The organism is Novosphingobium sp. PhB57, assembly GCF_004342985.1.
In the GTDB taxonomy this organism is placed as follows: domain Bacteria; phylum Pseudomonadota; class Alphaproteobacteria; order Sphingomonadales; family Sphingomonadaceae; genus Novosphingobium.
Genome location: NZ_SMBO01000006.1, coordinates 180,579 through 194,015 on the forward strand (window position 1 = coordinate 180,579; position 13,437 = coordinate 194,015).

A 13,437-nucleotide genomic window follows, 5' to 3' on the forward strand; every position below is an offset into this window, starting at 1 on the left:
GGTTTGCTGAAAGGCAGCCCTGAACGAAAAACGGCCCCGGGCTCCAGGAGGAGGCCGGGGCCGTTTTTGTTTTCGACGGCGTCCCTACCAGTCTTCCACAAGGTCGAGGTAAGCCACCACGTCATTGTCCGTGGCGATGAAGAGGCCGTCCTGCACGTCCTCGCTCTGGAGCGCGGCGACGTTCATCGCCTCGGACAGCGGGCCGTAGAACAGGGTGTTGGCCGCGCCGCCTTCGGAGCCGCCGTCGAGATGATAGAGGCGCACGCTGGCTTCGAGATAAGTGCTGCGCATCAGTCCGTTCCCTTTTCGCCCGCTTCTTCGCTGCGCTCCCGCTTGGCGCCGTCCACCACCCGGACCAGGCGCGCGGCTTCCGCTTCGGCGGCGCCGCGCTCGGCCCGGGTTCTGCCATGGCGCGCGCGGCTGGCGTCGGCCTCATGCCTTGCGGCGTCGCGCGCCTTGGCCTTGCGGGCCATGCGGAGATTGATGATGTCGGCCATGGCCGCCTTCTACCGCGCGGATCCGCGCGGCGAAAGAGCGGCGATGTGCGCGGGCTTTTTCAGGCGGTTCGGGCCGGGCTCAGAACGAGATGCCCAGCAGGCGGCCCAGGAAGATCAGCACCACGGCGCCGACGATCGAGGCGAGGCAGCCGGCGCGCTGGAAGTCCGCCTGGCCGCGGGTGGTCACGAGACCCGCCACGAGCGAGCCGCCGATGCCGAGCAGGATCGTCGCGATCCAGCCCATGTCGACCGAGCCGGGATAGAAGAATCGCGCCAGCACCCCGATGATGAGGCCGCTGATGATGGCGCCGATGATATTGATCATGACCTGGAAAACCCTCGTTATAAATCCGGGACCTGCCGCCCCGGGGATCATGCCCTAGAAGCCGCGAACGACAGGACGGTTTCAATCGCGGTTCTGCAGGATGCAGACCCGGTCCGTCGAGGCGCTCGGTGGGATTCGCGGCGTGGTTCGTTCCCGGCCTCCCTCCAATGAGATGGGGAAATGCCGGGGCAAGTGTCTCGACAGAGGCGAAATGTCCGGAAAACGGCGACTCGTTTCGTCGCAAAACAGATTCGCTTCACCGCCGTTTTATGTGGAAAAATTTTTAGTACGACCTTCGAAATAGGCACTTGCGCATGGGGCCGGTGAAGGAGTTCCCACGCGTCGCGAGACCCCCTCGGCTGTAAAGGGGCAAGACTTGCCGGGGCCGCGGGGAAGGGCAGCCCCCTTGCGTCAAAATCCAGAACAGGCACTATGGGTTGTGGCGCGTCGATCGCGGGGCATCTAAACCTAGAGAAATCGTCCTTGGGCCGTCAGGTGTCCCTAAAGGCGGTTTTCCGGTGTCCGGTGCTTCTTGCGAAGGGCTCGCGCCAGGGTCGGTCAGAGATTTCGTTCTCTTTTTGTGCCTGTCAGTGGTATGTCGGTCGGTTCTTCGCTCCGACGAATCGCGGACAGGCAAAGGATGTTCGGGCCGGTCCGGGTGCAATGCTGAACGCGCTTTTTGGCGCTTCGATGACGTGGCTCGGAAAATGGGAAACCAGGGACCGGGCGGCCGAGCGCCAAGTGGCCGGATCAGGGTGGCCTGATCGGGGTGGGCCACAGGTTGAACGGCCAGAGTTTGAACAGTTGAGCTAACGGGGGCGAAAATTGGATTTCAGAAACGGAAGCGACGCTGACGTGAACAGCTCCGACGCTATGCAGGCAGATATGAATCAGAATGATGGCCAGGTGGAAATGCCCGGTTTCGAGCTTTCGCCCCGGGCCCCGGCCCCCAAGGTGGAAGAAGTGCAGGCCGCGCCGGTGAAGCTGGAACGGATCAAGTCCGAATTGGCCAAGCCCGTGAAAAAGCCGGCGAAAACGGAAAAGGAGGCGGGCGAGAGCCCGGCAATAGCGATGGACAAGACCGATACCGCTACGGCCGCTCTTGTGGCCGACGCCCTGCTGGCGGCCGCTGCCGCCGCTCCGGAAGCCCCGAAGGCGCGTCCCGATTCGAAGACGATCAATGCACGCCGCTTCACCGTCGTCACCGACGATTCGCGTGACGCGCTGCTGACCGATTTCGGCAAGGAAACGCTGGACGATCGCTACCTGCTGCCGGGCGAGAAGTACCAGGACCTCTTCGCCCGCGTGGCCGACGCCTATGCGGACGATCAGGACCACGCGCAGCGGCTCTATGACTACATCTCGAAGCTGTGGTTCATGCCCGCCACCCCCGTTCTCTCGAACGGCGGCACCGGCCGCGGCCTGCCCATCTCGTGCTACCTCAACTCGGTGGACGACAGCCTGGAAGGCATCGTTTCAACCTGGAACGAGAATGTCTGGCTCGCCTCGCGCGGTGGCGGCATCGGCACTTACTGGGGCAACGTGCGCGGCATCGGTGAGCCGGTGGGCCTGAACGGCAAGACCAGCGGCATCATCCCCTTCGTGCGCGTGATGGATTCGCTGACCCTGGCGATTTCGCAGGGTTCGCTGCGCCGCGGTTCGGCCGCCTGCTACCTCGACGTCTCGCACCCCGAGATCGAGGAGTTCCTGGAGATCCGCAAGACCTCCGGCGACTTCAACCGCAAGGCGCTGAACCTGCACCACGGCGTGCTGCTGACCGACGAGTTCATGGAAGCCGTGCGCGATGGCACCGACTTCGCGCTGCGCAGCCCCAAGGACGGTTCGGTGCGGAGCACCGTCCACGCCCGCTCGCTGTTCCAGAAGCTGGTCGAAGTGCGTCTCGCCACCGGTGAGCCCTACCTGGTGTTCTCCGACACCGTGAACCGCATGATGCCCAAGCATCACCGCGATCTGGGCCTCAAGGTCTCGACCTCGAACCTCTGCTCGGAAATCACGCTGCCCACCGGCCGCGACCACCTGGGCAACGACCGTACGGCCGTGTGCTGCCTCTCCTCGCTCAACCTGGAAACCTGGGAAGAGTGGAAGGGCGAGAAGAGCTTCGTGGAAGACGTTCTGCGCTTCCTCGACAACGTGCTGCAGGACTACATCGACCGCGCGCCGGACGAGATGGCCCGCGCGCGCTACTCCGCCGCGCGCGAGCGTTCGGTGGGCATGGGCGTCATGGGCTACCACTCGTACCTCCAGAAGCGCGGCATCGCCTTCGAAAGCGCGATGGCCAAGGCGCTGAACATGCAGATGTTCCAGCACATCGCCGCCAAGGCGGACGAGGCCTCGCTGCTGCTCGCCAACGAGCGCGGCCCGTGCCCGGACGCGGCCGAAATGGGCGTGATGCAGCGCTTCAGCTGCAAGATGGCGATCGCGCCCACCGCGTCGATCTCGATCATCTGCGGCGGCACTTCGGCCTGCATCGAGCCGATCCCGGCCAACATCTACACGCACAAGACGCTCTCGGGCTCGTTCGTGGTGAAGAACCCGTACCTCCAGAAGCTGCTCGCTTCGAAGAGCAAGGATTCCAACAATGTGTGGAATTCGATCCTCGAACACGGCGGTTCGGTCCAGCACCTCGATTTCCTGACGCCGGACGAGAAGGGGGTCTACAAGACCAGCTTCGAGATCGACCAGCGCTGGCTGCTCGAATTCGCGGCCGACCGTACGCCCTATATCGACCAGGCCCAGTCGCTGAACCTGTTCATCCCGGCCGACGTCGACAAGTGGGACCTGATGATGCTGCACTTCCAGGCCTGGGAGAAGGGCATCAAGTCGCTCTATTACCTGCGCTCGAAGTCGTTGCAGCGCGCGGGCTTCGCCGGTGCGGGCGGCGGCGTCGAGGCGGACAATACGCCCGAGGCGCCCAAGTTCCAGATCGGCGAGACGACCGATTACGACGAATGCCTGGCTTGCCAGTAAGCGCAGGTCGGGCTCGATAACGGCCTGACGACGCGCACGAAATTCGAGACGCCCCGGGCAGCCAGGCTGCCTGGGGCGTCTTGCTGTGCGCGCGGCATTCATTTCCTCGCGATTCCGCGCTAAGGGCCGCGTCATGCAAGATGGCTGTGCCCAGATGAACGATTCCGCCGAGGCGGTCGGCCGCGCGCCCGTGTGCGTTGCGGCGCTCTACCAGTTTACCCGCTTCGCGGATCACGCGGCGCTGCGCGAACCGTTGCTGCGCCTTTGCGAGGAGCAGGGCATCAAGGGAACGCTGCTCCTGGCGGCGGAAGGCATCAACGGCACGATCGCCGGTCCTCACGATGGCATCGCGCGCGTGCTCGATCATGTCCGGGCGCTGCCGGGCTGCGAAGGCGTGGACGTGAAGCTCTCGGGCGCGCAGGACATGCCGTTTCACCGCATGAAAGTGCGCCTCAAGCGCGAGATCGTGACGATGGGGCAGCCCGACATCGATCCGCTGGCCATCGTCGGCACGTATGTCGAGCCGCAGGACTGGAACGCGCTGATCGCCGACCCGGACACGATCGTGATCGATACCCGCAACGACTATGAAGTCGCGGTGGGCACGTTCCAGGGTGCCATCGATCCCCAGACGGCGACCTTCCGCGATTTTCCCGAATGGTTCCGCGCCGAGCGCGAAAAGCTGATGGCGGCGACCGGCGCCGGGGGCAAACCTCCGAAAGTCGCGATGTTCTGTACGGGCGGCATCCGCTGCGAGAAGTCGACAGCTTTCCTCAAGCAGGAAGGGGTGGAGGACGTGTTCCACCTCAAGGGCGGTATCCTCAAGTATCTGGAGACCGTTCCCGAAGAGGAGAGCCTCTGGCAGGGCGAATGCTTCGTGTTCGATCAGCGCGTCACCATCGGCCACGGACTGGTCCAGGGCAGCCATGCGCTGTGCCATGCCTGCCGCCGCCCGGTGAACGCGGCGGACCAGGCCTCGCCGCTCTTCGAAGAAGGGGTCAGCTGCCCCGCCTGCCACCATGAGCGCAGCGACGAACAGCGCGCATCCTATCGCGAGCGCCACCGCCAGGAAGCGCTGGCGGCCGAGCGCGGGGCGCTTCACGTCGGCGCCATGCGTCAGGACCCGCGCGCAGACGCGGCGAGGGCGGGAGAGAGCGAAACGGAGCGGGACGCTGGCTGATCCGATCCTCTACAGCTTCCGCCGCTGCCCTTACGCGATGAGGGCGCGCCTGGCGCTGCTGGTGAGCGGCACCGCCTGCGAACTGCGCGAAGTGAAGCTGTCGGCAAAGCCCGCCGAAATGCTGGAGACCTCCCCCAAGGGAACGGTGCCGGTGATGGTGCTGCCCGGCGGCACGGTGATCGACCAGAGCCTGGACATCATGCGCTGGGCGCTGTCCCGGCACGATCCCGAAGGCTGGCTCACCCGGGACGATAACGCGCTGATCGCCGCCAATGACGGCGGCTTCAAGCACGACCTCGACCGTTACAAATACCCTCACCGCCACGACAGCGACGCGCTCGCACACCGCGAAAGCGGGATGGCGTTCCTGCGCCAACTCGACGCCCGGCTGGCAGGAAGCCGCCATCTCTGCGGCCCGGCGCGCGGGATCGCCGATGCCGCCATCATGCCCTTCGTCCGCCAGTTCGCCGCCGTCGATCCGGACTGGTTCGAAGCGCAGCCGCTGAAGCACCTTCAAGCCTGGCTGGCCGACCACCTGCACTCGCCCCTGTTCACGGCGGCGATGCTCCGCCTGTCACCGTGGCAAACAGGCGACGATCCCATACGCTTCGCCAGCGCGGGCTGAAATTTCGGAAATATCAGGAGAGTGGTGCCGCTTACAGGATTCGAACCTGTGACCCCATCATTACGAATGATGTGCTCTACCAACTGAGCTAAAGCGGCTTGCCTTGGTCGGTTCGGGTTGAAAGCCGTACCGGGGCAGGGGGCGCCTTTACCGAGCGGCGCAAGATCGCGCAAGGGGCTTTGCGGCCAAAGGCGATCAACTTTTTCGATTTCTTTCCGGTCACAGGCCGTAGCGCAGCTTGATGGCTCGATATCGCTCCAGCAGCATGACGGCGCGGGCTGCGGGATCGGCTTTTGCGGTGGATTTCGGCAGGTGGTTCGCAAGCTCCGCGGCCTTTACCAGATGCGTGCGGAAGGTGGCGGGCTGCTGGCTCATCAGGTTGCGGTAAGTGAGGTTGCCGTCCGAAAACCCCTGGGTGTCGAGCCAGTTGTGGAGGCCGGGGTCCCGATGCGCGAGAATCAGGCGGACGACGCCGTCTTCGTCGACTTTCGTGCGCGCCGGGGTGTAGCTGACCGGGCGGTGGAGGAAGTCCATGGAGCCCATCAGCGCGCCGCCCATGCCGAACAGCCAGAAGCCCTGATGCCAGTCCATCTCGACGATCAGCGCCTCATCGGGTTCGAGGTGCCAGACCATGTGCGCGGCCATGCGCCCGCGCTTGGCGTCGCTGGCGTCGTTGGCGGCCTTGTCCGCCGGGAACATGTTGAGGCTGGCCGGGTCGCAGACTCCGCGTGAGGTGAGCCAGGCGTGTTCGGGCCAGTCGCGCATCAGGCCGGTGACGAACTGGCCTGCCCAGTCCATCGCTTCGGTCATCTGCGGGGGAGTGGGCAGGGGGCGGGGGGAGTCCATGCCGATCCGTTCGATGGATAGCGTGGTCGGCGTTTCGCCCCAGGCGTCGAAGGCTTCGCGGATGAACAGCTTGCGCGTGCCGGGCGTGGTGGGGAGCCAGTTCCTGTCTTGCTGCGGGCCGCCGATGGTCACTTCGAAGCGGCCATCGGTGTCGGTTTCGATCTGATGGCCGAACAGGTTCGCTTCGGGAATGTCGCCGAAAGGTTCGTGCAGGCTGGGCCAGTCGGTGCCGGGGATCTTGTCCGGGCGGGCGCCTTGCACCGTGACGTTGAGCCAGCGGGCGGTGCCGCGCTTGCCGCTGAGGCGGTAGACGTGATTGCCGGAAATCCATGCCTGGCGGTAGGTGAAGTCCGCCAGGTCGCCGCCCAGCTTCATCGTTGGCGTGGTGAACGGGTGGATCTGCGGGAAGGCCGGATCGCGCGTTTCCAGCGCAAGGTCGAAGGCCTGGCCGAGGTTCTGGGTGAGGAAGCGGAAGGCATCGGCGCGTTGGAGCGGGTTTGCCGGGTTGGCGTCCTTGAACGCGGATAGGCCCGCCTGTTTCAGCTGCTCGCAGAAGGTTTCCCACGCGGTCTTGAGGGCTGCGTCGTCGGTTCCGTCGCCATAGGCCATCGTGTCAGGCTCCCAGCTTGGTGAGGAGGTCGGAAAGGGTGTTTGCCGCGCGGGCGCAGGCCTTGGCGGGGCCTTCCGCCTCGATACGTGGGCCGAGCAGTTCGAGGTCGAACAGGCCGGTGTAGCCAAGGTCCAGCACGTCGCGCAGGATCGCTTCCAGTGGCACCGCGCCGTCTCCGGGCACGGCGCGGCAGGGGGTGGTGCGGTCGCCGGGGACATGGTCGCTGACTTGCAGGAGGCCGGTGAGGGGCAGGGCTTCGGCCAGCTTCTCACGCAAGTCCGCCTCGAACCAGCAGGCGTGGAGGTCGACACAGAGGCCGATCTGCGCGAGCCGGGCGAGGCGCAGGGCATCGGGCAGGGTGTGGGCGATGTGGATGTCCACCGTCAGCGGTGAGGCGTTTTCGACCAGGAGCGCGACGCCCTGCTTTGCGGCGTGTTCGCGGCAGGGGGCGAGCAGATCGGCGAAGCGCTCGGCCGCCTGCTCCCACGACAGCGCGCCGCGTCCGCCGGTGATGAGGTAGATCGATGGCGCGCCGAGTTCGGCGGCCATGTCTATCACTTTGATTAGCCCATCAGCAGCGTTTTCGGTGTGACGTTCCAGATCCGGCTTGAGCGCGAAGGGGTGGTTGATGCAGCCGACCCGGATCGTGCCATGCTGCACTGCTTCGCGCGCAGCACGAAGCTCGCTTGCTTGCATCAGTCGCGGGGATACGAGCGTGGCATGCTGCACCCCGATATCGCAGCAGAAGTCGAGGAACGGGCCGGTCTCCCGGTCCATCATCGCCACTTGGTGCAGGCTGACGCGGGGGTGCATCAGCGCTGCTCGATCTCTACGCCGAAGCGGGCGCGGAAGGGGGCGAACTCTGCGTTCAGCGCGTCGATGTCATAGCCGGCATCGACCAGGACTTGCGTCGAGTAGTGGAACTTGCCGTGGCGATCGCCCTTGTTCTCGGCGAGGTAGCGCCGCATCGCGCTTTCGGCTTCGGGCGTGAAGGGGCGGCTGGCGAAGGCGTAGTAATCGCGGATGGTCCCGATCGGATCGGCCACGAAATCGCGATAGCGCACGTGATGGATGCGCGGATCGTTCGCCAGCGGATGGGCCATCGTATTGCCGATCGACCAGCGCACGCGCTCCAGATGGGCGCGGGCTTCCTTCACCAGATCGATCTTGCCGACGATCCCATCCATGATGTCCGCCATCATCATCGTCGAACTGGCGGCGACCATCACCGGGTCGCGGTGCAGCCAGACCAGCGAGGCATCGGGGTAGGTGTCGAAGAAGGCGTCCAGCCGCGTGGTGTGGAAGCCCTTCAGCACCCAGTGGCGCGGCGGGCGCCGGTATTGCAGCGCTTGCAGCATGGCCTTGTGGATGCGGTATTGCGCGGGCGGATCGGTGGGCAGGCCGAAGGAGAGGTTCTGCATCGGCACGCGCCACCAGGCGGTGGGGGTCATCACCCGGAAGTCGAAGGCCCAGGTGCGTTCGTCCTCCGGCAGGCCCTGGCCCAGCATGTCGTTGTAGGGGTGGCAGTGCAGCCAGCGCGGCATCTTTGCGTTGATCTCGCGCCATTCGGCATCGGCCTGTGCGATGCGGGGATCGGTGCCCTCGACGGTGCCCGGCGGTGGCGAGGGGTGCATCACCTCCCAGAACCGCAGCGCCCGTGCGCCGGGATCGACTGCAAGCAGGGCGTGCATCAAGGTCGTGCCCGAACGCGGTTCGCCGCTGACGAACATGGGGCGGTCGATCACTTCCTCGGCCAGCGGGAAGCGCTTGCGGTCTTCGAAGAAGCGCAAACGGTCTGTCAGCAGCCAGAGCACGTTCTCCGCTGCTGCTGCGCGTCCTGCCGCGTCCATGGCAATGCCGTTGATGTGATCCACGGCGAGGGCGAAGCGTTCGAGAAAGCCTTCATCCGCCCAGTCCGAAAGGCCGGTGCGCTGCTGCGCTTCCCGCAGCAATTGCTGCGCGTTGAGGTCGCTCATGTCAGCCCTTCACCAGCCGCGCGATTTCGTCTTCGGTCTCGCGGACTTTGGCGGCGCTACTGGCGGAGAACTTCATGCCGCCCATCGCGCCATATTCCATCAGCTTGTAGACGCGCATCCCGGCATCCGCGAAGCCCTTGATCTTCCGTGCCACTTCCTTGGGCGTGCCGGTGGGGAGCACGTCGCGGATCGCCTGCGGGTTCATCTCCTCGCAGAATTTCACCATTTTCTCACGGCTGAGGCGCACCGGATCGAAGTCCATGATGCCGCGCCAATCCGGGCCCATCGGGTGTTCGTAGCCGAATTGCGCAAGGTCCTTCGCGGTCATCATCAGGATGATCGACTTCACCATCGGGGCGCGCAGCATTTCGTCGATTTCGTCAGGCTCGCCGATTAGGCACATCTGGGTGATCGCGGGGGTGAAGTGGCTCATGTCGCGCCCCGCCGCGTCGCCTGCGTCGAGGATGACCTTCAGCTTCGCCGCATAGTCCTCCGGCGTCCACGATCCGGCCGGCCACCAGCCATCCGCCTCGCGTCCGGTGATCGAGAGCATGCGCGGACCCGCCGCGCCCAGCCAGATCGGCGGCGCCTTGCCCTCGTAGAACTCGGTATCCATCCGCGCGTGGTGGAGATGGAAGAACTGCCCTTCGAAATCGACCGGGCCGTCCGCATGCCACAGCAGCTTGATGACCTTGATCGCTTCTTCCAGCCGCCCCACCGGCTTGTCGAAATCGAAGCCGTAGGGGACGGTGTTTTCCAACTCGCCCGAACCGAGGCCCAGGATAAAGCGGCCCTTTGACAAGTGGCTGATCGTCAGCGCCGTCTGCGCCAGCAACGAGGGGTGGCGGCGCACGGTATCGACCACGGTGGTCGCCAGCGGCGTATTCTTCGTCAGCACGGCGGTGGCAGCGGCGACGGCCAGCCCGTCGAGATGGCGGTGCGGACTGGGCGATGCTTTGGCGAGATCGGTGAACTCCGGCGTCCAGATCGAATCGGGCCAGAAGCTGACCATGTGATCGGGCAGCCAGATCGAGTGATAGCGGCCCGAATCGTAGTCCTGCGCCATGTCGATGCCCAGCGGCAGGGTGGTTCGCAGGAAGGCTGCGGGCTGCACTTTCATGATGTGATCCTCTCAGGCCGCGTCCGCCAATCGTTGGGGTGATGGTTCGGCGCCGCTCGTTGTCTCCATGGCCGCTTGTGGGTTAGCCCTCGGCTCAGGCACATTCCCATTTGGGGATCACGGACATGCTGCAAGGAGAGGACGCGGCGCTGCTGGTGCCGCTGATCGAGGGACTGGTGGAAGACCCGCCCTGGCGGCGCTTCCTCGATGCCTTGCGGGCGCGCGTTGCAGCGGACTATGCCAGCCTCGTGTTCCGGCCTCTGCCGATGGGTACGCCCGAGGCGCGGGTGATCCACCTCTACTCCGGCCAGCCTTCTCCCCCGCCGATCTCGCGGCTCTATCGCGAGAGCCTCTATCTGCGCGACCCGATGCCCTATCACGCCATGCAGGAGGGGCGGACTCATGCGCTGCACGAATTGCTGCGTTTCGGCGACCCCAAGCACGATGCCTATCTCGACCAGCTGCTCGCGCCTTCGGGCATGAACCATATGCGGATGATCCGCTTTGCGGAGGCCGGCGGGGTGAACGGCTGGATCACGATCACCCGGCGCGATGGCGAGTTCGCGCCGGATATCGACGGCCTGCTCGAAGACTTGGCCCCGCATCTGCGCGCTGCGCTCGGCAGCTTCGTGGCGCTGGAGCGTGAGCGCATGGGTGCCGAAATCGAGCGCGAGGCGGTGCGGCGGATGAACTTCGGCTGGGTGACGCTCGACGGGGAGGGGCGGGTGCTGGATGCCGATCCGCTGGGCGCGCGGATGCTGGCGGGCTCGAACGGCCTGACGCGAACGCGCGATGGGCGGCTCAGCGCGCATGATGCCAGGCTGCGGCGGCAACTCTCCGAAGCGGTCGGCGAACTGGCGCGCGATCCAGACGCCCGGCCGCGTGCGCTGGTGCTCTGCCGGGAGCCTTGGCTCGACCTGCTGCTCGTGCCCTCCGGCCGGCGCATGGGCACGACGCGGGCGGCGCCGGCAGTGCTTTGCTACCTGCACGCCGATCACTGGTCTTCGGCCGACCGTTGCGGGCAACTGGCACAATTGTTCGACCTCACCGCCAGCGAGGCGCGGCTGGCCCTGGCTTTGAGCCGGGGGCTGTCGATCGCCGAGGCCGGGCCGGAAGTGGGGCTTACGGTGGAGTCGGCGCGGACCTACTCCAAGCGTATCTACGCGAAAACCGGAGCCCGGGGGCAGGCGGATCTGGTGCGGTTCATCCATCGCAGCGTGCTGGCGATTGCTTGAAGGAAGCAGAGGGAAGCCTTGGGGCAGGGTCCCCTGCTTCTTTCCTGTCCCTTCTCAGCTTGGATACATTCACCAGACCTCGCAGCAGCGATTTGAACACTTGTTCAGCATTTTTCGTTGACTTCGCCCGGAGCCCTTGCCAGCAAATGGATACGAAGCGGCCGACAGGTGCCGCGCGAACGAGTGGAGAAGGCATGTCGGGCCAGCTTGCAGGAAAGGTCGCGCTCGTTACCGGCGCGTCGTCGGGGATCGGGGAGGCCGCGGCGCTTTGCCTGGCCGAGGCAGGGGCGACGGTCGCCGTCTGTGCGCGCCGGGTGGAGCGGCTCTCCGGGCTGGTCGCCCAGATCGAGGCGGCGGGCGGCAAGGCGCTGGCGATCCCCGGTGACATGACCGTGGAAGAAGACGCGCGCGGCGCGGTGGAGAAGACCGTCGAAGCGTTCGGGCGGATCGACATTCTCATCAACTCGGCCGGGATCATGGAAGCCGGCGGGATCGAGAACTGCGATACCGCGATCTACCGCCGGGTGATCGACATCAACCTGATGGGCACCGTCTACACCAGCGCCGCCGCCGTGCCGCACATGCTGGAGCAGGGCGTGGGCGACATCATCACCATCTCCTCGCTCGCCGGGCGCAAGGGCGGTCCGATGACCAGCGCCTATTCGGCCAGCAAGCACGCGGTGAACATGATGACCGACGGCATGCGGCAGGAACTGGGCGGCCGGAACATCCGCGTCACCACGCTGATGCCCGGCGCGACCGAGACCGAGGTAGCGGATTCGATCTCCGACCCGCAGTGGCGTACCGCGATCAAGGCCCATGTCAGCAAGGAAGGCGCCGTGAAGCCACGCGATATCGGGGAGGCGCTGGTCTTCATCCTCGCCATGCCGCGCCGGACGAACATCTCCGAAATCTCGATCCGCCCGACCATCGACACCAGCGCCTGAGGGAGAATGAATATGGCTGGAAGGCTTCAGGATAAAGTCTGCATCGTCACCGGCGCCGGTTCGGGCATGGGCAAGGCGATGGCCGAACTGTTCCACGCGGAGGGCGCGAAGCTGGTGCTCGCGGACATTTCGGGCAAGCAGGACGAAGTGGCGGCCGCGCTGGGCGGCGACACCGTGGGCGTCCAGTGCGACGTCTCCGACGAGGCGCAAGTGCAGGCGATGATCGCCGCGGCCGAGGACCGTTTCGGGCGGCTCGACGTGCTCTGCAACAATGCCGGATTCGGCGGGCCGATGGCGCCGCTGCACACCCAGTCGCTGGAGACCTGGGACCGGGTCCACGCCACCAACTTGCGCGGCGCGTTTCTGGGCATGAAGTACGGCATCACGTCCATGCTCAAGACGGGCGGCGGGGCGATCGTGAATACGACATCGGCCTCGGGCGTGGTCGGATGGAAGCATCATTCGGTCTACGGCGCGGCCAAGGCGGGCGTGAACCAGCTCACGAAAACAGCGGCGCTGGATTATTCGGACCAGGGCATCCGGATAAACGCCATAGCGCCGGGCACGATGTGGACCGGGCTGGTCGAGGCATCGCGCACCCATGCCGAGCCGCCGGCCGAGTTTCCGGTGCTCGCGGGCATTCCGATGGGGCGCTGGGGCCTGGCGAAGGACATCGCCCAGGCCGCGCTCTACCTCGCCAGCGACGAATCGGCTTACGTGACCGGCGTGGTCCTGCCGGTGGACGGCGGATATTGCATCGGGTTTTCGGGCATGGGGGCAGAGCGCCTCGGCATCGCCAGCGCCAATCCGGGCTGAGTGCGAAAACGGGGCGCCCCAGAGGCGCGGCGCCGGCCACTCGATCCGCCAGACCTCGGCGAGGAGGTCACCCCCTTGCGATAACTTCCCCCCCGGGATTATCGCTCTGGGCGAATGTGGGCCGGCGCCGCGATCCGGTCGGGGCCGGATTGGAAACCGTACAAAGCCGGCGGCAGCCGCCATGGGCTGAATTCAGCCGATAGTGGTCAGGCTGCCGCCGAGTTATGAAATTTGCCTGCCGGTAGAGCCTTGCCGTGGGGTCGCATCACGGG

The 13,437-nt window shown here is 65.7% G+C and carries 13 protein-coding genes and 1 tRNA gene; 6 read left to right on the plus strand and 8 right to left on the minus strand.

The features are described from left to right. Nucleotides 1–84: 84 nt before the first annotated feature. The 3 genes from EDF58_RS18415 to EDF58_RS18425 all read right to left on the minus strand — a co-directional run bounded on the left by EDF58_RS18415 (nt 85) and on the right by EDF58_RS18425 (nt 822). The gene (locus tag EDF58_RS18415) at nt 85–291 is read right to left on the minus strand and encodes a hypothetical protein (RefSeq protein ID WP_132268206.1); all 207 of its coding nucleotides are present in this window, start codon (nt 289–291) and stop codon (nt 85–87) included. After that, a complete protein-coding gene (locus tag EDF58_RS18420) occupies nt 291–497 on the minus strand; it encodes a DUF4169 family protein (protein ID WP_132268208.1) in 207 nt (68 codons plus the stop codon). The genes EDF58_RS18415 and EDF58_RS18420 overlap by 1 nt, the downstream gene beginning before the upstream one ends. Nucleotides 498–576: 79 nt before the next feature. Then, a complete protein-coding gene (locus EDF58_RS18425) occupies nt 577–822 on the minus strand; it encodes a GlsB/YeaQ/YmgE family stress response membrane protein (RefSeq protein WP_132268210.1) in 246 nt (81 codons plus the stop codon). A gap of 1,071 nt (nt 823–1,893) precedes the next feature. Here EDF58_RS18425 and EDF58_RS18430 point away from each other — a divergent pair. From EDF58_RS18430 to EDF58_RS18440, 3 genes are all read left to right on the plus strand, one after another. Further along, nucleotides 1,894–3,810, plus strand: a complete 1,917-nt coding sequence (locus tag EDF58_RS18430; RefSeq protein ID WP_243654389.1) for a ribonucleoside-diphosphate reductase subunit alpha — start codon at nt 1,894–1,896, stop codon at nt 3,808–3,810. Between the two features lie 154 nt (nt 3,811–3,964). Then, nucleotides 3,965–4,990: a rhodanese-related sulfurtransferase gene (locus EDF58_RS18435; protein ID WP_132268213.1), complete on the plus strand. Its 1,026-nt coding sequence runs from the start codon at nt 3,965–3,967 to the stop codon at nt 4,988–4,990. Beyond that, on the plus strand, nt 4,983–5,615 hold the full coding sequence (locus EDF58_RS18440) for a glutathione S-transferase (RefSeq protein ID WP_165921492.1): 633 nt from the start codon (nt 4,983–4,985) through the stop codon (nt 5,613–5,615). The genes EDF58_RS18435 and EDF58_RS18440 overlap by 8 nt, the downstream gene beginning before the upstream one ends. Before the next feature lie 22 nt (nt 5,616–5,637). Here the strand turns inward: EDF58_RS18440 and EDF58_RS18445 are convergent. The 5 genes from EDF58_RS18445 to EDF58_RS18465 form a co-directional block, all read right to left on the minus strand. Beyond that, nucleotides 5,638–5,713, minus strand: a tRNA-Thr gene (locus EDF58_RS18445). A 121-nt stretch (nt 5,714–5,834) separates the two neighbouring features. After that, nucleotides 5,835–7,070 (minus strand): DUF1214 domain-containing protein, encoded by a 1,236-nt coding sequence (locus EDF58_RS18450; RefSeq protein ID WP_132268217.1) that lies wholly within the window; start codon nt 7,068–7,070, stop codon nt 5,835–5,837. Between the two features lie 4 nt (nt 7,071–7,074). Next, complete coding sequence (locus EDF58_RS18455; protein ID WP_132268219.1) at nt 7,075–7,884, minus strand: sugar phosphate isomerase/epimerase; 810 nt, start codon at nt 7,882–7,884, stop codon at nt 7,075–7,077. Beyond that, a complete protein-coding gene (locus EDF58_RS18460; RefSeq protein ID WP_132268221.1) occupies nt 7,884–9,047 on the minus strand; it encodes a sulfotransferase in 1,164 nt (387 codons plus the stop codon). Before EDF58_RS18460 ends, EDF58_RS18455 begins: the two co-directional genes overlap by 1 nt. A gap of 1 nt (nt 9,048) precedes the next feature. After that, nucleotides 9,049–10,167: an LLM class flavin-dependent oxidoreductase gene (locus tag EDF58_RS18465; RefSeq protein WP_132268223.1), complete on the minus strand. Its 1,119-nt coding sequence runs from the start codon at nt 10,165–10,167 to the stop codon at nt 9,049–9,051. Between the two features lie 125 nt (nt 10,168–10,292). Here EDF58_RS18465 and EDF58_RS18470 point away from each other — a divergent pair, with 125 nt between their 5' ends. The 3 genes from EDF58_RS18470 (at nt 10,293) to EDF58_RS18480 (ending at nt 13,165) form a co-directional block, all read left to right on the plus strand. Then, on the plus strand, nt 10,293–11,402 hold the full coding sequence (locus tag EDF58_RS18470) for a helix-turn-helix transcriptional regulator (protein WP_132268225.1): 1,110 nt from the start codon (nt 10,293–10,295) through the stop codon (nt 11,400–11,402). Nucleotides 11,403–11,596: 194 nt separating this feature from the next. After that, nucleotides 11,597–12,349 carry an SDR family NAD(P)-dependent oxidoreductase gene (locus EDF58_RS18475; RefSeq protein ID WP_132268227.1) on the plus strand — a complete coding sequence of 251 codons (753 nt, stop codon included), beginning with the start codon at nt 11,597–11,599 and terminating at the stop codon, nt 12,347–12,349. A 12-nt stretch (nt 12,350–12,361) separates the two neighbouring features. Continuing rightward, nucleotides 12,362–13,165 (plus strand): SDR family oxidoreductase, encoded by an 804-nt coding sequence (locus tag EDF58_RS18480; RefSeq protein WP_132268229.1) that lies wholly within the window; start codon nt 12,362–12,364, stop codon nt 13,163–13,165. Nucleotides 13,166–13,437 lie beyond the last annotated feature (272 nt).

Coding starts and splice junctions, on each gene's coding strand:
- EDF58_RS18415 (WP_132268206.1), bottom strand. CDS start 291: ATGCGCAGCACTTATCTCGAAGCCAGCGTGCGCCTCTATCATCTCGAC.
- EDF58_RS18420 (WP_132268208.1), bottom strand. CDS start 497: ATGGCCGACATCATCAATCTCCGCATGGCCCGCAAGGCCAAGGCGCGC.
- EDF58_RS18425 (WP_132268210.1), bottom strand. CDS start 822: ATGATCAATATCATCGGCGCCATCATCAGCGGCCTCATCATCGGGGTG.
- EDF58_RS18430 (WP_243654389.1), top strand. CDS start 1,894: ATGGACAAGACCGATACCGCTACGGCCGCTCTTGTGGCCGACGCCCTG.
- EDF58_RS18435 (WP_132268213.1), top strand. CDS start 3,965: ATGAACGATTCCGCCGAGGCGGTCGGCCGCGCGCCCGTGTGCGTTGCG.
- EDF58_RS18450 (WP_132268217.1), bottom strand. CDS start 7,070: ATGGCCTATGGCGACGGAACCGACGACGCAGCCCTCAAGACCGCGTGG.
- EDF58_RS18455 (WP_132268219.1), bottom strand. CDS start 7,884: ATGCACCCCCGCGTCAGCCTGCACCAAGTGGCGATGATGGACCGGGAG.
- EDF58_RS18460 (WP_132268221.1), bottom strand. CDS start 9,047: ATGAGCGACCTCAACGCGCAGCAATTGCTGCGGGAAGCGCAGCAGCGC.
- EDF58_RS18465 (WP_132268223.1), bottom strand. CDS start 10,167: ATGAAAGTGCAGCCCGCAGCCTTCCTGCGAACCACCCTGCCGCTGGGC.
- EDF58_RS18470 (WP_132268225.1), top strand. CDS start 10,293: ATGCTGCAAGGAGAGGACGCGGCGCTGCTGGTGCCGCTGATCGAGGGA.
- EDF58_RS18475 (WP_132268227.1), top strand. CDS start 11,597: ATGTCGGGCCAGCTTGCAGGAAAGGTCGCGCTCGTTACCGGCGCGTCG.
- EDF58_RS18480 (WP_132268229.1), top strand. CDS start 12,362: ATGGCTGGAAGGCTTCAGGATAAAGTCTGCATCGTCACCGGCGCCGGT.